Below are 22,821 nucleotides of genomic sequence, written 5' to 3'. Positions count from 1 at the left end.
CGTACGGACGGCACGCGGGCGGCCCGACGCTGCCGAAGGCGCCGAGGCGGCCGGAACGGCCCGTGTGGCCCGGTCGGCCGACGCGGCACAGTCGACGGAGCCAGGAGAGCCCGGCCCCGGCCCCGGCCCGGGGCACGACGGCCGCGACGGCGCTCCGGGCTTCGCTCGCGCTCTGCGCGGCCTCGCCCGTCGGGGCAGCCTGGCCCGGCGCGACCGCCCAGGGCCCCGCCAGAGGCGTGGCGAGCCCCCGGCCGACCCCGCGGGGGCTCCGGTGACGGGCCGCATGGGTCCGGGCGCCGAGCGCCCGGAGGCGGCCTCCGGCGCGGCCGGCCCGCTGGGCGGGCGCGCCGAGCCGACCGGGCAGGACGCCCCCGCGCCGTCTCTCGACCCGGTGTTCCAGCACGGCGTGGTGGTCGGCTTCGACGGCTCGCTGTCGAGCGAGCGCGCCCTTGCCTACGCTTGCGGCATGGCGCGCCGCTCGCAGTGCGGCCTGGTGATCGTGCACGTCGCCAACCGCCTGCCCGCCACGGTCTGGGCAGGCTGCGAGCCGCCCGTCTTCGTCGACCTCCCCGACCACCGGACGGAGGTCCTGGGTCTGGAGCTCGCTTGCGCGGACTTCCTCACCGGCGTGCCGTGGATCCTGGTCGAGCGCGGAGGGGACATCTGCCACGAGATCGAGGAGGTCGGCCGCGAGTACGCTGCCGACGCGATCGTCGTCGGCACGACGCACGGCCTGCTCGGCAAGATCTTCGGCTCGGTCTCCGGGCGGCTGGCGCGGCGGGCCAACCGCCCGGTGATCGTGATCCCCTGAGGCTTTGTGCCTGCGGCTTCTCCCGAAGCCTCCGTGAGGTCTCCTCCTGATGCCTCCTCCGCCGTGCTGCTCCCCAACTCTCGTCGGGGAGCAGCACGTTGACTGGTGTGCTGGCCCGGTGGGCGTGGCGCGGCTCAGGAGGCGACCATCAGGACGTGGTCGTCACGAACCGATGCCGAGCTCCCGGGCGATGAGCATGCGCTGGACTTCGGACGTGCCCTCCCCGATCTCCAGGATCTTGCAGTCGCGCCAGAACCGGGCGACCGGGAATTCGTTCATGAAGCCGTACCCGCCGTGGATCTGGGTCGCCTCGCGGGCGTTGTCGACGGCGGCCTCGGACGAGTACAGCTTCGCGATCGCGGCCTCCTTCTTGAACGGTTCGCCGTGCAGCAGCCGGGAAGCGGCGTCCCGCCAGGCCAGGCGGGAGGTGTGGGCGCGCAGCTCCATGTCGGCAAGCTTGAACTGGATGGCCTGGTTGGCGCCGATCAGCCGGCCGAAGGCCCTGCGCTCGCCGGCGTACTTCACGGACTCGTCGACGCAGCCCTGGGCCAGGCCGGTGGCCAGGGCCGCGATCGCGATGCGGCCCTCGTCGAGGATCCGCAGGAACTGGGCGTAGCCTCGGCCACGCTCGCCCAGCAGGTTGGCCGCGGGAACGCGGCAGTCGGTAAAGGACAGTTCGCGGGTGTCGGATGCGTTCCACCCGACCTTCGAGTACTTCTTCGAGACCTGGAAGCCGGGGGTCCCGGTGGGCACGATGATGGAGGAGATCTCCCGTACAGGCGAGCGGAATTCGCCCTCTTCACTCGAACGAGCGATCGGTTCGGTGAGCGCGGTGACGGTGACGAGGCCGGTGATGTCGGTGCCGGAGTTGGTGATGAAGCACTTGGTCCCGTTGATGACCCACTCGTCGGTGGCCTCGTCGTACCGCGCCGTGGTCCGGGTGGCCCCCGCGTCCGAACCGCCCTCCGGCTCGGTGAGGCCGAAGGCGCCGAGGAGTTCGCCCGAGGTCAGCCGGGGCAGCCACTCGCGCTTCTGCTCCTCGGTGCCGAACCGGTAGATCGGCATCGCGCCGAGCGAGACGGCGGCCTCCAGGGTGATCGCCACCGAGGAGTCGACGCGGGCGAGTTCCTCCAAGGCGAGGCCGAGGGCGAAGTAGTCGCCGCCCATGCCGCCGTACTCCTCCGGGAAGGGCAGGCCGAAGAGCCCCATCCGCCCCATCTCGCGGACGATCTCGTACGGGAACTCCTCCCGCTCGTAGAACCCGCCGATCTTCGGCGCCACCACGTCCTGGGCGAACTCCGCGACGGTGCGCCGCAGTTCCTCGTACTCGCTGCTGAGCCTGTGGTCGAGCATGGTGATCCTCCTGGCGCCCGGCCGGGTCGGCCGCGGACGTGAGCGGGATGACCGGGGTCCGTCGGACGGTATGACGGACGCACGGTGTGACTGAGGGATTGGTGTCGAGCGGTGCGGGGTGGTGCGCGGCGCCGGCCGGACGGTGCGGGCGGCCGGCCGGCGCCGGGGAGGGAGCGGGCGGGTCAGCCCCCGGAGGAGCCGAGCAGCGCCTGGACGGTGCGGGACGGGCTCGGGCGGCCGAGGCGCTCGGCCATCCAGCCGCTGGTCGCGACGAGGGAGCGCAGGTCGACGCCGGTCCGGACGCCGAGCCCGTGCAGCATCCAGACCAGGTCCTCGGTGGCCAGGTTGCCGGTGGCGCTCTTCGCGTACGGGCAGCCGCCCAGACCGCCCGCCGAGGCGTCCACCGTGGTGACGCCCTCGCGCAGCGCCGCCAGGGTGTTGCTGAGCGCCTGGCCGTAGGTGTCGTGGAAGTGCACGGCGAGCCGCTCGACCGGGACGCCGGCCCGCGCGAAACCCGCCAGCAGGGCGGTGACCTGGCCCGGGGTGGCCACCCCGATGGTGTCGCCGAGGCTCAGCTCCGTGCAGCCCAGTTCCAGCAGCTGCACGCCGTACCGGACCACCTGCTCGACCGGGACGGGGCCCTCCCACGGGTCGCCGAAGCACATCGAGAGGTAGCCGCGGACCGCGACCCCGGCCTCGGTGGCCCGGGCCACGACCGGGCGGAACATCTCCATGGCCTCGTCCGCCGAGCGGTTGAGGTTGCGGCGGGCGAAGGTCTCGGTGGCGCTGGCGAACACCGCAATGTCGGTGGTGCGGTGGGCGAGCGCACGGTCCAGACCGCGCTCGTTGGGCACCAGCACCGGCAGCCGCAGGCCGGGGTGACGCTCCGGCAGGCCGGCGAGCCGGGGGACCAGCTCCTCGGCGTCGGCCAGCTGCGGTACCCATTTCGGGTGAACGAAGCTGGTGGCCTCGACGGTCCGCAGCCCGGCGGCCGCGAGCCGGGCGATGAACTCGGCCTTGGTCTCGACCGGCACCAGGGACTTCTCGTTCTGCAGGCCGTCGCGCGGCCCGACCTCGTGGATCCGGACCTCCTCGGGCAGGCCGGGGGCACGGACCGGGTCGGGCAGTCCCAGGTCGAGGGCGTCGGGCTCGCGGGCGGGGACGGAGGCCGTCACGACCGGACCTCCGCGGGCTCGGCGGGTGCGGCGGGTGCGGCGGGTACGGCGGTCGGCACGGCGGGGCCGTCCTCGCCGGCCGCGTCCTCGACCGGGGTGACCACGACCAGCAGGTCCTCCATCGCGACGGTGGCGCCGGCGGAAGCCCGCAGCTCGGCCACCACGCCGTCGTGCGGCGCGGCGATCACGTGTTCCATCTTCATGGCCTCCAGCACGAGCAGGGGCTGTCCCTTGCGGACCGTCTCGCCCGCCGTGGTCTTGACGACGGTGACGGTGCCGGGCATCGGGGCGGTCAGGGCGCCGTGGTGCGCGCCGGCCCCGGCGGCGCTCTCGACGACCGGGTCGTAGGCGTGCAGCGGCCAGGCGTCGCCCTCGAGGCCGAGCCAGGTCACCGGTCCTGCGGCGAGGCCGGGGGTGGCGTCGGTGGCCAGCGAGAACGTGGTCCGGAGGCCGTCGACGGTCAGGTGCAGCCGGTCGCCGGCCAGGGCCGCGCGGGCGCGGTGCGCGGGGCCCTCGTCGAGCCGGAGTTCCAGGTCGCGGGTGGGCCCACCGGAATTGTCAGTGGCATCGGCTACGTTGCCCGCAGTGATCGAACGGATGCGCACCGACACCGGATCCTGGCCGGGGGTACGGAGTCGGTGGGTGGTCCAGGCGGGGGTGCCGCCCAGGCGCCAGCCGGAGGGAAGGGAGAACGGGTCGGTCCAGCCGTCGGGATCGGCGGGCGGAGTGAGTTCCAGGTGCCGTGCCAGCGCGGCCGCGTAGTAGAGGAGGTGAGCGGGCGACGGCGGTTCGTCCGCCGCGGGCGCGTCAGAGGTGGTCGCGTTCGCGGGGGAGTACGGCGCGGTGAGCAGGGCCGGCTGCTCCTGGGCCGTCCGCTCCACCAGGCCGGTGTCCAGCCGACCGGCGGCAACCTCGGGGTGTGCGAGCAGTCGGCGCAGGAAGCCGGTGTTGGTGGTGACGCCCAGGATGCGGGTGTCGGCCAGTGCCGCGCGGAGCCGGCGCAGCGCGGTCGGGCGGTCGGGCCCGTACGCGATGACCTTGGCGAGCATGGGGTCGTAGGCGCTGGTGACGACGGTTCCGGGGGCCACTCCGGAGTCGACGCGGATGCCCTCGCCCCGGGGCTCGTCCAGGGCGAGGATGCGGCCGCCGGTGGGCAGGAAGTCCCGTTCCGGGTCCTCGGCGCAGATGCGGGCCTCGATGGCGTGGCCCAGGAAGGAGATGTCGGACTGGGTGAAGCTGAGTGCTTCGCCGGCAGCGACGCGTACCTGCCACTCGACCAGGTCGAGCCGGTCGGCGTCCGCGCCGACCGCGACGGCGAGCTCGGTGACGGGGTGTTCCACCTGGAGACGGGTGTTCATCTCCATGAAGAAGAAGTCCCGCACCCCCTCGGCGGCGGAGGCGGGGGCGTCCGGGTCGATGCCGGGGACGATGAACTCCACGGTGCCGGCGCCGGTGTAGCCGCAGGACTCCGCGGCGCGGACGGCCGCGGCGCCCATCGCGGCACGGGTCTCGGCATTGAGGAGAACGGAGGGAGCCTCTTCGATCAGTTTCTGGTGGCGGCGCTGGAGGCTGCACTCGCGCTCGCCGAGGTGGACGGTGGTGCCGTGGGCGTCGGCGAGCACCTGCACCTCGATGTGGCGCGGCCGGTCGACCCAGCGTTCCAGCAGCAGGGTGTCGTCGCCGAAGGCGGTGCGGGCGACCCGGCGGGCCGCGGCGATCTCGGTGGGCAGGTCGGCGCTGTCCCGCACGAGGCGCATGCCCTTGCCGCCACCGCCGGCGGACGGCTTGAGCAGCACCGGGTAGCCGATCTCGTCGGCGGCGGCGACGAGTTCCTCGTCGGTGGGCGCGGTGGCCTGGCTGCCGGGGACCACCGGCACGCCGGCGGCCCGGACGGCCTCCTTGGCGTTGATCTTGTCGCCCATCAACTCGACCGCACCGGGAGGTGGTCCGATGAAGACGAGGCCCGCGTCGGCGCAGGCGCGGGCGAAGCCGGGGTTCTCGGCGAGGAAGCCGTAGCCGGGGTGGACGGCCTGGGCGCCGGTGCGGCGGGCGGCGGCGAGGATCTGGTCGGTCCGCAGGTAGGTCTCGGTCGCCGAGCTGTCGCTGCGGTCGGCCGGGCCGAGCCGGACCGCGACGTCGGCCTCGCGCACGTGCGGTGCGTCGGCGTCCGCGTCGCTGAACACGGCGACCGAGCGGACGCCGAGCCGCCGCAGGGTGCGGATCACCCGGAGGGCGATCTCGCCGCGGTTGGCGACCAGAACTGTGTCGAACATGGGAGGCGTTCCTCCGGGTCGAGGGGAGCCGTACGAAGGAGGTGGTGGATGGGCGATCGGGGCGCCGGCCCGGGTGGGTCGGCGCCACGGGGAGTCACACCCGGAAGGGAGGGTTCACGGACGCAGGGGTGACACGAGGACGGATCACATGCGGAAGACGCCGTAGGGAGCGGGCGGCGCCAGCGGGGCGTTGGCGCAGGCGGTGAGCGCGAGTCCGACGACGGTGCGGGTGTCCATCGGGTCGATCACGCCGTCGTCCCAGAGCCGGGCGGTGGCGTAGTAGGCGTTGCCCTGGCGCTCGTACTGCTCGCGGACGGGGCGCTTGAACTCCTCCTCCGCCTCGGTCGGCCACTGCTCGCCGTGCGCCTCCAGCTGGTCGCGGCGGACGGTGGCGAGGACGGAGGCCGCCTGCTCGCCGCCCATCACGGAGATCTTGGCGCCCGGCCACATCCACAGGAAGCGAGGTGAGTAGGCCCGGCCGCACATCGAGTAGTTGCCGGCTCCGTACGAGCCGCCGATCACCACGGTCAGCTTCGGGACACGGGTGCAGGCGACGGCGTTGACCATCTTGGCGCCGTGCTTGGCGATGCCACCCGCCTCGTACTGCCGGCCGACCATGAACCCGGTGATGTTCTGGAGGAAGAGGAGGGGGATGCCGCGCTGGTCGCACAACTCGATGAAGTGGGCGCCCTTGAGGGCCGACTCGGAGAACAGCACGCCGTTGTTGGCGACGATGCCGACCGGGTGGCCGTGGATCCGGGCGAAGCCGGTGACCAGGGTCGAGCCGTACTCGGCCTTGAACTCGGCGAAGCGGCTGCCGTCCACCAGGCGGGCGATCACCTCGCGCACGTCGTAGGGCGTGCGCGGGTCGACCGGCACGGCCCCGTACAGGCCCGCCGGGTCGACGGCCGGCGGCTCGACCGGGGCCAGCGGCCACGGCTTGGCCTCGCGCGGCCCGAGCCCGGCGACGATCGTGCGGACGATGGAGAGGGCATGGGCGTCGTCCTCGGCCAGGTGGTCCGTCACGCCCGAGGTGCGGGAGTGCAGCTCGCCACCGCCCAGTTCCTCGGCGGTGACCACCTCGCCGGTGGCGGCCTTCACCAGCGGCGGGCCGCCCAGGAAGATCGTGCCCTGGTTGCGGACGATCACGGCCTGGTCGCTCATCGCCGGGACGTACGCGCCGCCGGCCGTGCACGAGCCGAGCACGGCGGCGATCTGCGGGATGCCCGCGGCGGAGAGCCTGGCCTGGTTGTAGAAGATCCGGCCGAAGTGGTCGCGGTCCGGGAAGACCTCGTCCTGCATCGGGAGGAAGGCGCCGCCGGAGTCCACCAGGTAGACGCAGGGCAGCCGGTTCTCCAGCGCGACCTCCTGGGCGCGCAGGTGCTTCTTCACCGTCATCGGGTAGTAGGTGCCGCCCTTGACGGTGGCGTCGTTGGCGACCACCACCACCTCGCGCCCGGCCACCCGGCCGATGCCGGCGATCACGCCGGCCGCGGGCGCCGCACCGTCGTACATCCCGTCGGCGGCCAGCGGGGCCAGTTCCAGGAAGGGGGAGGCCGGGTCGAGCAGGGTGTCCACCCGGTCGCGGGGCAGCAGCTTGCCGCGAGCGGTGTGCCGGGCGCGGGCCTTGGCACCGCCGCCCAGGGCGGCCGCGTCGAGCTTCGCGCGCAGCTCGGCGACCAGGGCCCGGTGCGCCTCGGTGTTGGCGCGGTAGGCCTCGGAACCCGGGTCGGCGGAGCTGCCGAGCCGGGGCGCCGGTGCGGCGGCTGCGGACGGCGTGGCACCGGGTGCCGCCGCCGTGCCGGTCGCTGCGCTGAGCCGGACGCCGGCGGTTGTGCCGGTGGTTGAGATGACCATTCCCAAGAGCTCCCTTGCCCTCGGCACCAGGTGGGCAGCCGGGTGCGGTCCGCCTGTGATCGCCACGTTAATTAACGTTAACTTACGCAGCCAGGTTAACGGCCGATAACCCGACTGTCTACGATGGGCGGTATGCCGAACGTCCCCGCCGCCTCCGCGCTCAGCCGCCGTGACCAGATCCGCCGGGAGGCCGCGAGGCTGTTCGCCGCGCGGGGCTTCCTCGGCGTGGGCGTGGACGAGATCGGCAAGGCGGTCGGAATCAGCGGCCCCGGTCTCTACCGCCACTTCGCCGGCAAGGACGCGATGCTCGCGGACCTGCTGATCGGGATCAGCGAGCGCCTGCTGGACGAGGGGCGCCGGCGGGCCGGCCGCGGCGAAGGTCCGGCTGCCACGCTGGACGCGCTGATCGGCGGCCACGTCGACTTCGCCCTGGACGACCGCGACCTGATCACCCTCCACGACCGCGAGCTGCTGAACCTCAAGGAGGAGGACCGGCGCACCGTCCGCCGGCTCCAGCGTGGCTACGTCGAGCTGTGGGTGGAGGTGGTCCGGCAGGCCTACCCGCCGCTGGCCGACCCTGCTGCCGAGCCGGTGGCGCGGGCCGCCGTGCACGCCGTCTTCGGCCTGATCAACTCGACCCCGCACAGCCTCGGCTCGAACCCCGACCAGGGCGAGCGCACCGCCCTCCAGCGCAACGGCATGGCGGCCCTGCTCCACACCCTCGCCCACGGCGCGTTCGCGGCGGCGGCGGAGTCGGCCGCCGCCACCGCCGACGGGTCGGCCGCCGCCGCGACGGCCACGGCGACCACGGCGGCCGCGGGGCCCGCGGGAGCCTGAGCCCCGCGCCCCAGGGAACGCCCCGCCCGGGTCGCCCCCTGTCGGGCTGCGCCCCGCCCGGGTCGCCCCCTGTTCGGTCGCTCCCTGTCCGGCTGGGCTGTGCCCTGCCCGGTCACGCCAAGGCCTCCCGCGCCCTTCGGGGGGCGGCCAGGTGGGGGACGGCCGAGTGGTGAAGGGTTCGGCGGAGAATGGTCGGGGAGTAAAGGTTTCGCCGGTGAAGGCCTCGACGGCTGCCCGTCCCGAGGCCTAGTCCCAAAGGACGGCGTCCACCCACCCCTGGCCGCTGGGCGTCGCGCAGGCCGTCGGCGATGCTGGAGGCGGCCGGGAGAGAGCGGGCCGGGAGGGTGTTCGATCGGGAATCACCGCAGGCCGCGGGCTGTTGGCCAGTCCGCCGGACCGGACGATCCGGGCTGCCCCGGCCCGCCCCGAACCCACCCGGGCCGGAAACGCCATGGCGGCCACCCGACGAAATGGTTAGCATCTCTAAATATGCCTGAGACTCATGGATCCACGGCGGAGCAATCCCCGAGCGGCCCCCCAGCCCCCGGCTCGACCCCGGAGGTCCCCGTCGACGGCCCGCAGGCCGGCGCCGGAAACACCGGGCCCACTGAGAACCCCGAGCGCACCGAAAAGGCCGGGCGCACCGAGAGCATCGAGCCCGCCGGGAGCACCGGGCCCGCCGAGGGCGCCGAGCCGGCCGGCTGGCTGCGCCGTCTGGTCGGCTACAGCTGGCGCTCCCGCCGCAGCCTGCTGCTCGCCTTCGGCGCCTCGCTCCTCGGCATGGCCGTCACCGCGCTGGTGCCGCTGGTCACCAAGCTGATCATCGACGACGTCATAGTCGCCCACACCAGATCGCTGGCCCCCTGGGCGGTGGTGCTGCTGCTCGCCGCCCTCGTGGTCTTCGGCTGCACCCAGGTCCGCCGCTACTACGGCGGCCAGCTCGCGGTCGACGTCCAGCACGACCTGCGCAGCGACCTGTTCCGCTCGCTCGGCCGGCTCGACGGCCACCGCCAGGACCGGTTGGACACCGGCCAGGTGGTCGGGCGCGCGACCTCGGACCTCCAGTTGGTCAACGGCCTGCTCTCGATGTTGCCGATGATGACCGGCTATCTGCTGATGTTCGTCATGTCGCTGGCCGTGATGCTCTGGCTGTCCCCGCCGCTCACCCTGATCGCCCTGGTCATGGGCCCGGCGCTGTGGTGGGTCTCGGTGCTCAGCCGCAAGCGCCTCTTCCCCTCCACCTGGGCCGCCCAGCAGGAGGCGGCCGCCGTCGCCGGCGTGGTGGACGGCGCGATCGGCGGCGTCCGCGTGGTCAAGGGCTTCGGCCAGGAGGCACAGGAGCTCGACAAGCTGGAGGCGGCCTCCCGCAACCTCTTCGCGGCCCGGCTCCGTTCGATCCGGTTGAACGCCCGCTACAACCCGGCGATGCAGGCGATCCCGGCGCTCGCCCAGGTCGGCGTCCTGGCCTTCGGCGGCTGGCTGGCCGTGGACGGGAGCGTCACGCTCGGCACCTTCGTCGCCTTCTCCACCTACGTCGCCCAGATGACCGGTCCGGTGCGGATGCTGACCATGGTCATCACCGTCGGCCAGCAGGCCCGGGCCGGCGTCGAGCGCGTCCTGCAGCTGATCGACGAGCGCCCGCTGGTCCAGGAGCGCCCGGACGCCCGCACCCTGGACCTCGCGCACGGCGAGATCCCGCACGGCACCGCTGTCGGAACCACATCCGGAACGGCCGCCGGAACCACCCCCGGTACCCCCACCGTCGGTGCGCTGACCCCCGACGTCGCCCTGGAGTTCGACCAGGTCGAGTTCCGCTACGACCCCGAGCACCCCTCCCCCGTCCTGCACGGCCTCAGCCTGAAGCTGGCCCCCGGCGAGACCCTCGCGCTGGTCGGCGCCTCCGGTTCCGGCAAGTCGACGGTGGCCCAGCTGGTGCCCCGTTTCTACGACCCGGCCGCCGGCACCGTCCGCCTGTACGGCCACGACCTGCGCGACCTCACCCTGGACTCGGTCCGCGCGACGGTCGGCATCGTCCCCGAGGAGAGCTTCCTCTTCTCCGAGTCGGTCCGCACCAACATCGCCTACGGCCGCCCGGACGCCACGGACGAGCAGGTGGTCGCCGCCGCCCGCGCCGCCCAGGCCGACGAGTTCGTCCGCGCGCTGCCGGACGGCTACGACACCAGGGTCGGCGAGCAGGGGCTGACCCTCTCGGGCGGCCAGCGCCAGCGCATCGCACTGGCCCGGGCGATCCTCACCGACCCCCGGATCCTGCTGCTGGACGACGCCACCTCCGCAGTGGACCCGCAGATCGAGGCGGAGATCCACGACGCGCTGCGCTCGGTGATGACCGGCCGCACCACGCTGCTGATCGCCCACCGCCGTTCGAGCCTCCAGCTCGCGGACCGGATCGCCGTGCTGGAACGCGGTCGGCTGCTGGACCTCGGAACGCACGAGGAGCTCGAGGCCCGATGTCCCCAGTACCGGGCCCTGATCACCGACCCCGGGGCCGGTCGCGACACCCGGCGGTCCACACCCGACTCCACTCCTGAGTCCACTCCTGAGTCCACCCCCGAGTCCACCCTCGATCAGGCACCCGACGAAGCCCCGGGGCAGCCGGCAGGTCAGCCGGCCACCGGCGGCGCCCCCACCGGTGACACCCCCGGAACCGGGCCCCGGTCCACCCTCGAAAGCTCCGCCCCCGAGACCCCCGCCCCCGAGACGTCCGCCCGCCCCACCCCAGCCCTCCCCACCCCGGCCCTGGCCAAGGCCGCCCGCACCGCCGACCCCGACCTGCTGGAGAAGGTCGCCGCCCTCCCGCCCGCCTCCGACACCCCGGGCGTCCCCCGCGCCGAGGCCGAGGCCGGGGACCCCGACTTCACCCTGCGCCGCCTGCTGCGCCCCTTCCGTGTCCCGCTGCTCATCGCCCTGCTGCTGGTCGCCCTGGACGCGGCGGCCGGACTGGTGCTGCCGGTGCTGATCCGGCACGGCATCGACGAGGGCGTCCGCAAGGGCCTGATGTCCGGCGTCGCGGTGGCCGCGCTCGCCGCACTCGTCGTGGTCCTCCTGGACTGGGTGGTGCAGGGCGCCGAGAACCGGGTCAGCGGCCGCACCGGCGAGCGCGTCCTCTACACGCTCCGGCTCAAGATCTTCGCCCACCTCAACCGGCTGGGCCTGGACTACTACGAGCGCGAGCTGACCGGCCGGATCATGACCCGGATGACCACCGACCTGGACTCGCTGACCTCCTTCCTCCAGACCGGCATGGTCACCGCCGTGGTCAGCCTGCTGACCTTCGCCGGGATCTTCGCCGCCCTGCTGATCATCGATGCCGGCCTGGCCCTGGTGGTCTTCGCCGTCCTGCCGCTGCTGGTGATCGCCACCCTGGTGTTCCGCAAGAAGTCCAAGGACCAGTACGAGCGCTCCCGCGACCTGATCAGCACGGTCAACGCCGACCTCCAGGAGAACGTGGCCGGCATGCGGATCGTCCAGGCCTTCCGCCGTCTGGACACCAACACCGACCGCTTCGTGGCCCGTGGCATCGCCTACCGCGAGGCCCGGGTCCGGGCCCAGCTCTACATCTCGCTGTACTTCCCGTTCGTCCAGTTCCTCTCCAGCGTGGCCGCCGCGCTGGTGCTGATCGTCGGCGCGGCCCGGGTCGACGCGGGGACCCTGACGGTCGGTGCGCTGGTCGCGTACCTGCTCTACATCGACCTGTTCTTCGCGCCGGTCAACCAGCTGTCCCAGGTGTTCGACGGCTACCAGCAGGCCTCGGTGGGCCTCGGCCGGATCCGCGAGCTGCTGCGCACCCCGACCACCACCGCCGAGGCGGCCGACCCGGTCCCGGTGGCCAAGGGCCTGCGCGGCGAGATCTCCTTCGAGGGCGTCGGTTTCGCCTACAACGGCGGCGCGGACGGCGCCCCGACCGTGCTGAGCGGAGTGGACCTGCACATCCCGGCCGGGCAGACCGTGGCGCTGGTCGGCGAGACCGGCGCCGGCAAGTCGACGCTGGTGAAGCTGGTCGCCCGGTTCTACGACGCGACGGAGGGCACCGTCCGGGTGGACGGGGTCGACCTCACCCGCTACGACCTGGCGCAGTACCGGCACCGCCTGGGCGTGGTGCCGCAGGAGGCGTACCTGTTCGCGGGCACGGTCCGCGAGGCGATCGCCTACGGTCGGCCGGACGCCTCGGCGGCCGAGGTGGAGGCGGCGGCCCGGGCGGTCGGCGCCCACGACATGATCGTCCGGCTCTCGGGCGGCTACGACCACGAGGTGGCCGGTCGCGGGCGGAACCTCTCGGCGGGCCAGCGCCAGCTGATCGCGCTGGCCCGGGCCGAGCTGGTCGACCCGGACATCCTGCTGCTCGACGAGGCCACCGCGGCGCTCGACCTGGCCACCGAGGCGGCGGTCAACCAGGCCGCCGACCGGCTCAGTGGCGGCCGGACCACCCTGGTCATCGCCCACCGTCTGACCACCGCCGAGCGTGCGGACCGGGTGGTCGTGCTGGACCACGGCCGGGTGGTCGAGGACGGCACGCACACCGAACTGCTCGCCCGGGGCGGAACCTACTCCCGGCTCTGGCAGGCGTTCATCGCCGACGGCCACCCGGCGGTCGAGACCGTCGACGCCGTGTAGGGCCGCTGCCCCGGTGCGGAACGGCCCCGGGGCAGCCGCCCCAGGCCGCCCCGCACCGGGGCCGCGCCGTACCCGCACGCCGTCTGACGGGCCTTCATGCGAGGTCCGTCAGGCGGCGATCAGCGAGGCCAGCAGGCCCGAGGCATCGATCCCGCGCGGCAGTTCGCTCACCTGCCCGTCCCCGACCTCGACCACGCGCCAGCCGGAGCCGTCCGCCCGGCTGGCGAGGTCGGTGGTGACGAAGCGGCAGCCGAGTCTGCGGACCAGCGCCGGGACGTCGGTGAGATCGGGCTCGACGGCCCGGCGCGGGGCGTCCGGGTGCGGCCCGACCAGGACGGGCCGGCCGTCCAGCCACCACACCCGGGCCTCCACGGCGCGCCCGCCGCTCTCCGGCGCGCCGCGGTCCGCGTGCTCCGGCCCGGTGGGGCCGACGGTGTCGGCCGCGCCGGCCACCCCACGCCTCGCGGCCGCGTCACTCGTACCGGCCGGTCCCTCCGCCGGGACGCCCGCGCCCTCGAACTCCTCGTACCGTCGCAGCACCACGCCGCCCGCCAGGAACTCGCCCTGCAGCTCGACGAACCGCTCCACCACCCGGCCGACCGCCGTCAGGTCGGCCAACTCCGGTACGTAGCAGGCCTCGAGCCATTCGTGCTTGCGTGACTTCACGTAGTCCTTGACGATCGCCGGTCCGTGCCCGCCGAGCCGGGCCGCGGCCTCCGCCAGCTCCGCCGGCCCGGGCGGCACCGCCCCGTCGGACGGGAACCACGCACTGGCCGGCGTCGCACCCTCGAACACGCCGTACCAGCCGGGCAGTTCGTGGGCGGCCGCGTACCCGGGCGCGCTGGTCAGCAGGTTGCCGCCGCGGGCGGTGAGCGCGGCGGCGAAGTCGGCGTACCGGGCGGAGGGCAGCATCCAACCCCGGTACCAGAGCGGTCCGCTGTCCCGCGGCACCCGCCGGACGGCCTCGTCGGCCCGTCCGGCGAGCAGCCCGTCGTGGTCGACCAAGTGGTGCTCGCCGCCCAACTCCCGCAGCATCCTGGCCTCCCAGGCGAAGTGCGGGTCGGGCCGGCGCGGGTTGAGCGGATCGGCGGGGAAGATGATCGCTGGTTCGGGCATGGCCGTCAGGGTACGGCCGGCGGGCTGATCCCGCGCCCGCCACGACGGACCGGCCGGCCCGAGCACCCCGACCGGAGTGCCGAATCCCCTCGACGCCCCGGGCGGCCGCTGCGAGAGTGACCCGATGCGAAATCTGCTGCGATCCCGCAAACGCAGGCCGAGGCAGGCCGCCCGCACGGTGGTCCTGGACGGGAACGGCTCGGTCTTCCTGCTCCGTTCGGACAACGACGAGGTCGGCGTGCACTGGACCATGCCGGGCGGCGGACTGGAGCAGGGCGAGACGCCGTGGGAGGGCGCCCGGCGCGAGCTGTGGGAGGAGACGGGCTGGAGCGATCTCGAACCCGGCCCACTGCTCTGCACCTGGGAGCACGACTTCACCTGGCACGGCACCCCGGTCCGCCAGCACGAGCACATCTACCTCACCGGCGGACCGCACCGCGGCCCGGTCGGCGACGTCAGCGAGGTGCACGCCGTCGACCGGATCCTGGACTGGCGCTGGTGGACCCCGGCGGACCTCGCCGACGAGAACGCCGACGCGCTCTGGCCGCCCGCGCTGCCGGAACTGCTGGACGCTGTCCGTACGGGCTGGGTCGTGGACGGGCGACCGCCGGTGCCCGTCGACCTCGGGTACGTCCCGAACGCTCCGGCCACCCGTCAGGCCCGCTAGACCGCTGCCCCGCTGAACCGTTGGCCCGCTGAACCGCTGGGCCCACCGGTCCGCCGGCCGCTCCGCCGGACGGCGCCCGGCGGAGCGGTTACGCGCGCCCGCCGCGTCGGGTCCGCCCGGCCGGAGCGGGCTCCCACCCGTGCAGTTCCAGCTCCCGGTCGTGCAGCGCGGCGGGGTTCATCAGCACCGTCAGGCGAGCGCCGACCAGTTGCTCGGAGCCGAGCCCGGTCGCGGACAGCAACTGCTCGGTCGGCACCGAGACGGCGATGGCGGGCCGCCAGGAGGGCAGCACCACCAGACAGGTGCCGCGGCCGACCCGGATCGGCCGCGCCGTCACCCGCACCGGTGCGCGCTCCTCCGGTCGGCCGAGGGCCTCGGCCGGTCCGGGGCTGCCGCCGATCAGGATGCCGAGCGGAGGGTTGCTCCACGAGGTCCCGGCGGCAGGGCCGACGGCGGTGACGGCATCGACCGCAGCGAAGCCGAGGGCGTCCTGGCCGACCCCGAACGGCGGCCCCTGCGCCGCTAGTTCCCGCGCACCGGCACGTTCGCCCGCTTGGCCGGCGGCGCCAGGCAGGCCCGCCCCGGTCGGGCCGGACGCGGCCGTCTCCCGTGCGGTCGCCCCCTGCCCGTTCTGGGCGGCCTGCGGATGCATCCGGCGCAGTCGCCGCGAGGGAGAGGGCCGTCGGTAGCCCAGGATCCGCGGCTCCTCGCGCACCGGGCGCGGCGCCGCCCCGGAGCGGCCGACCTCCGACGGTGCGGCGGCGGGCAGATGCCGGACGCATCCGCCCTCGGGCCCGCCCCGGTCCGGCCCGTCGAAGGTGTCGGGTGCCGTGGCGGCGATGCCCGCGGAGGCGTCGGGCGCGGCCGGGCCGCTCCCGGCCTGAGCGTTCCCGGCCTGAGTGCCGGCGTTGCCCTGCGGGTCGGCGTCCGCGCCGACGTCCGCACCGAGCAGGGCCCAGATCTCAGCGACCGGTCGGCGGCACGCGTCCGCCAGCTCGGCGGCGGAACGGCCCTGGGCGTGCGCGGCCCGCAGCCGGTCGGCGAACGCCGCCCGCAGCCGTGCCGTGGTCGGGTCGCCGCCGGTCGGACCGTCGTGGTCCTCCGGGCCGACCGCGCGCGGGACGGGCGGCGCCTCCGCGTCGTTCCGGCTGCGCGGCCGCGGCACCGTGTCGTGGCGCACCGTGTCCTGCCGAGCCGTGCCGCCCTGGCGCGGCGCACCCACCGCACCCACCGCACCCGCCGCACTCGCCGGGACGCCGGCCGCGGCCGCACCGGGCTCGGCGGCGGTCGCGATCGAGCACATCGGAACGGACGTGGCGGGCGGGCCGGTCTCGGCGGGGGGAGGCGACGACCCGGCGCTGTCCCCGGGCGGGCCGGGCAGGGACGGGTCGGTTGCGGTGGTGCGGAGCGAGGTCATCGGCTGGCCCTTCGGGGAACGGTTCCGACGATCCTCCCGCACGGCGCGATCAGCTCCAAGCGTCGAACCCGATGGTGTGCGCCATACCACCGTGGGATGGTCGCGGGGCCGCCCAGGGATCGTCCAAGACAGCGCAGGGCGAACACTGTTGCCACGCGACCGGCGTGGCGTCCCGTGCTGTTCGCCGCCCCCGACCCCGCCCCACCGGGTGTGATCAACTGCTGGGCGCGACAAATCCCTTGAGGTCGGCGAGCACCGCGTTGGCCGCCATGACTCCGAGTCCGAGGAACCAGGTCTCGTCCGAAACCGGCCTGGCCTGACCGGACTTGACCGCACCGAGCGTCTTCCAGAGCGCACCGCCCAGCACCGCGTCCTGGTTGGTCGAGCTGGGGCTGCCGTACACGCCGTAGAAGATCCAGTCGGCGTCGGCCTTGTCGATCTGCTCCGGGCTGACCTCCACCGCGAGCTCCTGGACCCGCTCGATCTCGGGCTGCGGCAGCGGCACGTCGGTGAGGATGGTGCCGATGAACGAGAGCTCGGCGTAGAGCCGGGTCCGGCCCGGCATGAAGCGCAGCGGGGTGATGGTGGGCCGCTTGTCGCCGAGCTTCGCGCCGATCGCGGCGGCGGACGCCTGGTACGCGTCGAGCTGGGCCCTGGCCTCGGCCTCCAGGCCGAACGCGCTCGCGTTGAGCAGGAAGTTCTGCTTCCAGGGGTAGCCGGGGCGCAGCGAGAAGACGGTCGGCGCGATCTTGGACAGCTGCGCGTACTGGTCCTGGGCGCGCAGCTGGCTGCCGAGGATCAGGTCCGGCTTGAGCGCGGCGATGGCCTCCAGGTTGAGGCTGTTGATGGTGCCGACGGCAGCGGGGCTGCCGGCCTTGTCCCTGAGGTAGGACGGCAGGGACTTCGACCCGTCGGTGTGGACGACGCCGACCGGCTGGATGCCGAGGGCGACGACGTTGTCGAGCTCGCCGGTGTCCAGCACCACGACCCGGGTGGGCCTGGCCGGGATGACGGTCTCGCCCATCGCGTGCCTGAGGGTGCGCGGGTAGACGCCGGGGGCGGCGTCGGTGCCGAAGCCCTTCATCTTCTCGATCACGGTGGCGTAGTCGTCACCGCCCTGCTTGACCGACTTCTGGTTCGGGGAGGAGCTGCCGCCGGCCGGGGTCGAGCCGCCGCTGCCTCCCGACCCGCCCGATCCACCGGATCCGCCCGAGCTGCCGCAGGCGGTGAGCAGCCCGCCGAGGCCGAGGACCGTTCCTCCGGCGAATGCCGCGGTGAGGAACCTGCGGCGGCCGGCGGTGCGGGGGGCGGTGCGGGCGACGAGGGCCAGGTCGTCGGGGGTGGGGGGCACGCGGCGCTCCATTCACGATCGAAATTAGGTTAGGCAAACCTAGCCGACTTGGGGTGACAGGGTCGCGGGCTGCTCGTGCCAGGGGGGCAAACCATGCCGAACCTTGGCAAAAGGAAGAAAATTCCTTGGGTCAACTCCTTTGAAACAAAGGTACATGGGTTAACAAGCCGTAAATACATCAGCTGGAGTGGCCTGCACGGGAACGAATCGAAGCAAGTGGTTTAGATCACCAAGGGTTGGTCTACTCAACCTTCCACGGCCGCATCTAGGGTGCGCTGGTGTTTGATCAGCAGCTCTCAGAGCACACGAGCAGCGGCCGGGCAATGGCGCCCGGCGCTCCGCAGGGTGCCCCGGTCAGTGGCATCAGTGGTGGAGTCCCCGCGGGTCAGGGGACGGCTGGGGGAGCGGGGGACAAGGGTCTACGGGGTGGTTCCGTCGGCCTGCTGAGCAGCGTGGTGCTGGGCGTCTCGACGGTCGCCCCGGTCTACTGCCTGACCGCCACGCTCGGCCCGACCGTCACCGCGGTCGGCGTCCAGATGCCCGCGGTGTTCCTCGCGGGCTTCCTGCCGATGCTGCTCGTCGCGTTCGCGTACAAGGAGCTGAACAAGGACTTCCCGGACTGCGGAACGTCCTTCACCTGGGGTGTGCGGGCCTTCGGCCCCCGGGTCGGTTGGATGGCCGGCTGGGGCCTGACGGTGGCGACCATCATCGTGCTCTCCAACCTGGCCGGGGTCGCGACCGACTTCCTGTACCTGATGCTCGGGGAGATGACCGGCAGTAGCTGGGTCACCGAACTCGACCAGAACAAGGCCGTCCACCTGCTCACCGTGGTCCTGCTGATCGCCGGCGCCACCGCGATGAGCTACCGGGGGATGACCGCCACCAAGTGGTTCCAGTACAGCCTGGTCGGCCTCCAGCTGGCCGTGCTGCTGCTCTTCTCCGCCATCGCCATCGGCAAGGCCGCCTCCGGCGACCTGCCCGACTCGATCGGCTTCTCCTTCTCCTGGCTCAACCCGCTCGAGGTCAGCTCGTTCAGCGCGTTCACCGCCGGACTGTCGCTGTCGATCTTCATGTACTGGGGCTGGGACACCTGCCTGACCATGAACGAGGAGACCCAGGGCAGCGCCAAGACCCCGGGTCGCGCCGCGATGATCTCCATGGTCACCCTGGTCGGCTCGTACCTGCTGGTCGCGATCGCCTCCCAGATGTTCGCGGGCGTCGGCAGCACCGGCAACGGCCTCGGCAACCCGGCCACCGCTGACAACGTGTTCGCCGCGCTGGCCCGTCCGGTGCTCGGCTCGCCGTGGAGCATCCTGCTCTTCCTGGCCGTCGTCGCCAGCGCCGCCGCCAGCCTGCAGACCACCTTCATCCCCGTGGCCCGCACCCTGCTCGCGATGAGCGCCTACCGCGCCGTGCCGCCGCGCTTCGGCGCCGTCCACCCGCGCTTCCGCACCCCGGGCTACGCCACCGTCGCGGCGGGAATCGCCACCGCGGTCTTCTACGTGGGCATGAGCCTGATCAGCGAGAACGTCGTCCAGGACACCATCCTGGCGCTCGGTCTGATGATCTGCTTCTACTACGCGCTGACCGCCTTCGCCTGCGTCTGGTACTTCCGCCGCTCGCTGCGCACCGGCGTCCGCGACCTGCTGCTCAAGGGCGCCGCCCCGCTCCTCGGCGGGGTGCTCCTCACCGCGGTCTTCCTGCAGACCCTCACCGACGCCTGGGACCCGGACTACGGCAGCGGTTCGGTCTTCGGCATCGGCTCGGTCTTCGTGATCGGCGTCGGCATCCTGCTGCTCGGCGCCGGCCTGATGACCTGGTACGGCTTCATCCGGCCGGAGTTCTTCCGCGGCGAGACGCTGACCAAGGACACCCAGGCACTGGTCGTGGAGGACTGACACCAGTACTGTTGAGCGCATGAAGCGTTTCACGGGCCTGTGCTGGTGGCCGTCCTAGGACGGCCACCACACTCGCCTGAGCAGGGCCGTCCGGGATGGACGGCCCTGCTGCGTTCTCCGCGCCCCCGCGCTCCCCGCAGAACCGGCCCCTCGCCCCGGACGGCAGACCACCACCGCCGCACCGAGGAGAGACCTTGACCACCACGCCCGCGTCCGCCGCCGCCGTCGCGCCCACCGCCGTTGGCGTCGCCACGACCGTTCCGTCCGGCACGACCGGCACGGCCGTTCCGTCCGTTCCGTCCGTTCCGTACGACGACGACCCGAGCGCACACCGCGTCCTCACCGGGGACCGCCCCACCGGACCGCTCCACCTCGGCCACTACTTCGGCACCCTGCGCAACCGCGTCCGGCTCCAGGACCAGGGCGTCGAGATGTTCGTGGTGGTCGCCGACTATCAGGTCATCACCGATCGCGACCTCGCCGACCGGCTCGCCGAGCACACCGAGAACCTCGTCCTCGACTACCTCGCCGCCGGCCTCGACCCCGAGCGGGCGACGATCTTCCCGCACAGCGCCGTCCCCGCCCTCAACCAACTGCTGCTCCCCTTCCTCAGCCTGGTCAGCGTCGCCGAACTGCGCCGCAACCCCACCGTCAAGGACGAGATCACCCACTCCCGGCAGTCCGCCGTCAGCGGGCTGATGTTCACCTATCCCGTCCACCAGGCCGCCGACATCCTCTTCTGCAAGGCCGACCTGGTCCCGGTCGGCCAGGACCAGCTGCCCCACCTCGAAGTCGCCCGCACCGTCGCCCGCCGCTTCAACGAGCGCTACCCGCACGCCGACGGCAGCGCCGTCTTCCCCCGCCCCCAGGCCCTGCTCTCCGACGCCCCGATGCTGCTCGGCACCGACGGCGGCAAGATGAGCAAGAGCAGGGGCAACGCGGTCGCCCTCGGCGCCACCGAGGACGAGACCGCCCGGATCATCCGCGGCGCCCGGACCGACGCCGACCGCCGGATCGGCTACGACCCGGTCAACCGGCCCGAGGTCTCCAGCCTCGTCCTGCTCGCCGCCCTCTGCCAGGACCGCACCCCCGAAGCCGTCGCCGAGGAGATCGGCGACGGCGGAGCCGCGGTGCTCAAGCGCACCGTCACGGAGTCCGTCAACGAGTTCCTCCGCCCGATGCGCGCCCGCCGCGCCGCACTCGCCGCCGACCGGGGCCACCTGCGGCAGGTCCTGCGCGACGGCGCCGAGCGGGCCAACGCCGTCGCCGACGCCACCCTCGCCGAGGTCCGGGAGGTGATGGGGGCGGCGATCTGAAGAGCGCTCGCCGCCGGGCACGGGCCGGGCGGGGGACATCGGCCGGTTGACACGGGGCATATCGTCACCGGGCGGTCGCGGCCACGACGCGACCGCCCGCACCCCGATCCCGTGCCCGAAAGGTGGTCCGGCCCATGGACCAGCACCCGACCACACCCGGCCAGGGGCTGACCCGCCCGCCGCACCTGCGCCCCGGCGACCACATCGCCGTCGTCGCCCCCAGCGGCCCCATCGACGCCGAACGCCTCGCCGCCGGCTGCGCGATCCTCCGCTCCTGGGGGTTGCGCGTCACCGTCGCCCCGCACGTCCTCGACACCCACCCCACCCTCCGCTACCTCGCCGGCGCCGACGCCGACCGCGCCGCCGACCTCCAGGCCGCCTGGCTCGACCCCACCGTCGACGCCGTCATCTGCGCCCGCGGCGGGTACGGCGTACACCGACTGGTCGACCTGCTCGACTGGACCGCGATGCGCGCCGCCGCGCCCAAGCCCTTCATCGGCTTCAGCGACGTCAGCTCCCTGCACGAGGCCTTCGCCCAGCGCCTCGGCCTCGCCACCCTGTACGGCCCGCTGGCCGCCGGGGCCTCCTTCGTCGCCGACGGCCCGACCACCGAGCACCTGCGCCGCACCCTCTTCGACCCGGCCGCCGTCACCGTCCTCACCTCACCCACCGCCGCCCCGCTCGTCCCCGGCCGGGCCCGCGGCGTCACGGCTGGCGGCTGCCTCCACGTCCTCACCGCCGAGCGCGGCACACCCGCCGCGCGGTCCTCCTACGAGGGCGGCATCCTGCTGCTCGAAGACGTGAACGAGCACCCCTACCAGCTCGACCGGCTGCTCACCCAGCTCCTGCGCTCCGGCGCGCTCGACGGCGTGGCCGGCGTGGCCCTGGGCTCCTGGGAGGGTTGCGGACAGCCCGAGCGGGTCCGGGACGTGATGCTCGACCGGCTCGGCGGGCTCGGCGTTCCCGTGCTCTGGGAACTGGGCTTCGGCCACTGCCCCTCCACCCTCACCGTCCCGCTCGGCGTTCCCGCCCTGCTCGACGCCGACGCCGGCACCCTGACACTGGACCAGCCCGCCCTCGCCGGCCGCTGAGCTCGCGACCCGACCCGACTCGACTCGGTGAGTCCGGCCCGTCCGGGGTCACCGAGCAAGGGGCACGCTGAAAGAGGTGCGCCCTGAGTAAGGTGCCGCCATGAACGAGGACCGCCTCACCGCCCTTGCCCTCGGCTTCCTGCGCGGCCCGGGCAGCAACGCCCGCACGATCCTCGGACTTGCCGGACCGCCCGGCGCCGGCAAGTCCACCCTGGCCCGCCGTCTGGTCGCCGAGGTCGAGCGCGCCGAAGGCCCCGGCAGCGCCGCCTACGTCCCGCTCGACGGCTTCCACCTCTCCGGCGCCCAGCTCGACCGCCTCGGCCTGACCCACCGCAAGGGGGCCCCGGCCACCTTCGACGCCCACGGTTACGTCGCCCTGCTGCGCCGCATCGCCGGCGACCGCTTCCAGGACATCTACGTCCCGGACTTCGACCGCACTCTGGACGAACCGGTCGCCGCCCGCCACGTGGTCCGCCCGCACACCCGACTCGTCATCACCGAAGGCAACTACCTCGCCTCCGCAGACACCCCCTGGCCCGACGCCCGTCGACTGCTCCACGAGCTCTGGTACGTGCACACCGACGACGAGGAACGTGAGGAGCGCCTGCTCCGGCGGCACCGCGACGGCGGACGCGACGAAGCCGCCGCCCGCCACTGGGTCACCGGCAACGACCATCCGAACGGCGAGTACGTGAAGCCCGGCCGGGCGCTCTGCACCCGGACCGTCTCCGGGACGGGTTTGCCTTCGGTCTCGGACAGGGGTAGTGTTTTCTAGTCGCTCGGCAGGGAGCACCGGACACGCATCAGCGCGGACGGTCCCGGGGCGGCCAATCCTCTGAAACACCACTTCCCAGGTTCGGGCTGGGTCGCGTCGGCATTTCCTCGTCGCGACTGAGCGCTTATTTGGCGTGCTCGTTTTATCGGGTTGCGGTCGGATTCGCTTTTCGGAGCGGAGATCGGCTAGAGTTTGAAACGTCGGACAGGGCGTCAAGCCCCGGAAGACACCGGCGAGTTGGATGACGAAGCC

15 protein-coding genes are annotated in these 22,821 nt (G+C 73.4%); 8 read left to right on the top strand and 7 right to left on the bottom strand.

Annotated features, from left to right (window positions below; all coding sequences use genetic code 11):
• The first annotated feature begins 283 nt into the window (after window positions 1–283).
• Window positions 284–811 carry a universal stress protein gene (locus ACWDBB_RS12775; RefSeq protein WP_449789732.1) on the top strand — a complete coding sequence of 176 codons (528 nt, stop codon included), beginning with the start codon at window positions 284–286 and terminating at the stop codon, window positions 809–811.
• 162 nt (window positions 812–973) lie between these two features.
• Here ACWDBB_RS12775 and ACWDBB_RS12770 read toward each other — a convergent pair whose 3' ends face one another.
• The 4 genes from ACWDBB_RS12770 to ACWDBB_RS12755 all read right to left on the bottom strand — a co-directional run bounded on the left by ACWDBB_RS12770 (window position 974) and on the right by ACWDBB_RS12755 (window position 7,469).
• Window positions 974–2,164 carry an acyl-CoA dehydrogenase family protein gene (locus tag ACWDBB_RS12770; protein ID WP_449789581.1) on the bottom strand — a complete coding sequence of 397 codons (1,191 nt, stop codon included), beginning with the start codon at window positions 2,162–2,164 and terminating at the stop codon, window positions 974–976.
• Between the two features lie 182 nt (window positions 2,165–2,346).
• A complete protein-coding gene (locus tag ACWDBB_RS12765) occupies window positions 2,347–3,339 on the bottom strand; it encodes a hydroxymethylglutaryl-CoA lyase (RefSeq protein WP_449789580.1) in 993 nt (330 codons plus the stop codon).
• Window positions 3,336–5,612, bottom strand: a complete 2,277-nt coding sequence (locus tag ACWDBB_RS12760) for an ATP-binding protein (RefSeq protein WP_449789579.1) — start codon at window positions 5,610–5,612, stop codon at window positions 3,336–3,338. The genes ACWDBB_RS12765 and ACWDBB_RS12760 overlap by 4 nt, the downstream gene beginning before the upstream one ends.
• Window positions 5,613–5,756: 144 nt before the next feature.
• Window positions 5,757–7,469, bottom strand: coding sequence for a carboxyl transferase domain-containing protein (locus ACWDBB_RS12755; RefSeq protein ID WP_449789578.1), 1,713 nt, complete (start codon window positions 7,467–7,469; stop codon window positions 5,757–5,759).
• Window positions 7,470–7,601: 132 nt separating this feature from the next.
• Here ACWDBB_RS12755 and ACWDBB_RS12750 point away from each other — a divergent pair, with 132 nt between their 5' ends.
• Both ACWDBB_RS12750 and ACWDBB_RS12745 read left to right on the top strand, forming a co-directional pair.
• Window positions 7,602–8,306 carry an SACE_7040 family transcriptional regulator gene (locus ACWDBB_RS12750; RefSeq protein ID WP_449789577.1) on the top strand — a complete coding sequence of 235 codons (705 nt, stop codon included), beginning with the start codon at window positions 7,602–7,604 and terminating at the stop codon, window positions 8,304–8,306.
• A gap of 489 nt (window positions 8,307–8,795) precedes the next feature.
• Window positions 8,796–12,938 carry an ABC transporter transmembrane domain-containing protein gene (locus ACWDBB_RS12745; protein ID WP_449789576.1) on the top strand — a complete coding sequence of 1,381 codons (4,143 nt, stop codon included), beginning with the start codon at window positions 8,796–8,798 and terminating at the stop codon, window positions 12,936–12,938.
• Between the two features lie 108 nt (window positions 12,939–13,046).
• On the opposite strand, the gene ACWDBB_RS12740 is transcribed toward ACWDBB_RS12745, so the two are convergent.
• Window positions 13,047–14,054, bottom strand: a complete 1,008-nt coding sequence (locus ACWDBB_RS12740) for an ATP-grasp domain-containing protein (protein ID WP_449789575.1) — start codon at window positions 14,052–14,054, stop codon at window positions 13,047–13,049.
• Between the two features lie 124 nt (window positions 14,055–14,178).
• Here ACWDBB_RS12740 and ACWDBB_RS12735 point away from each other — a divergent pair, with 124 nt between their 5' ends.
• On the top strand, window positions 14,179–14,721 hold the full coding sequence (locus tag ACWDBB_RS12735) for an NUDIX hydrolase (protein WP_449789574.1): 543 nt from the start codon (window positions 14,179–14,181) through the stop codon (window positions 14,719–14,721).
• 88 nt (window positions 14,722–14,809) lie between these two features.
• Here the strand turns inward: ACWDBB_RS12735 and ACWDBB_RS12730 are convergent, their stop codons facing one another.
• Window positions 14,810–16,138 (bottom strand): hypothetical protein, encoded by a 1,329-nt coding sequence (locus ACWDBB_RS12730; protein ID WP_449789573.1) that lies wholly within the window; start codon window positions 16,136–16,138, stop codon window positions 14,810–14,812.
• 214 nt (window positions 16,139–16,352) lie between these two features.
• Window positions 16,353–17,372 carry an ABC transporter substrate-binding protein gene (locus ACWDBB_RS12725; RefSeq protein WP_449789731.1) on the bottom strand — a complete coding sequence of 340 codons (1,020 nt, stop codon included), beginning with the start codon at window positions 17,370–17,372 and terminating at the stop codon, window positions 16,353–16,355.
• A 440-nt stretch (window positions 17,373–17,812) separates the two neighbouring features.
• Here ACWDBB_RS12725 and ACWDBB_RS12720 point away from each other — a divergent pair, with 440 nt between their 5' ends.
• From ACWDBB_RS12720 to ACWDBB_RS12705, 4 genes are all read left to right on the top strand, one after another.
• Window positions 17,813–19,387 (top strand): APC family permease, encoded by a 1,575-nt coding sequence (locus ACWDBB_RS12720; protein WP_449789730.1) that lies wholly within the window; start codon window positions 17,813–17,815, stop codon window positions 19,385–19,387.
• A gap of 194 nt (window positions 19,388–19,581) precedes the next feature.
• Window positions 19,582–20,703: a tryptophan--tRNA ligase gene (gene trpS / locus ACWDBB_RS12715; protein ID WP_449789572.1), complete on the top strand. Its 1,122-nt coding sequence runs from the start codon at window positions 19,582–19,584 to the stop codon at window positions 20,701–20,703.
• 134 nt (window positions 20,704–20,837) lie between these two features.
• A complete protein-coding gene (locus tag ACWDBB_RS12710; RefSeq protein WP_449789571.1) occupies window positions 20,838–21,794 on the top strand; it encodes a S66 peptidase family protein in 957 nt (318 codons plus the stop codon).
• A 100-nt stretch (window positions 21,795–21,894) separates the two neighbouring features.
• Window positions 21,895–22,569: a nucleoside/nucleotide kinase family protein gene (locus ACWDBB_RS12705; protein ID WP_449789570.1), complete on the top strand. Its 675-nt coding sequence runs from the start codon at window positions 21,895–21,897 to the stop codon at window positions 22,567–22,569.
• Window positions 22,570–22,821: the final 252 nt, after the last annotated feature.

It is taken from the genome of Kitasatospora sp. NPDC001095 (assembly GCF_053598615.1).
The sequence above is the reverse complement of the archived record's forward strand: the minus strand, read 5'-3'. Positions and strand labels throughout refer to the sequence as shown.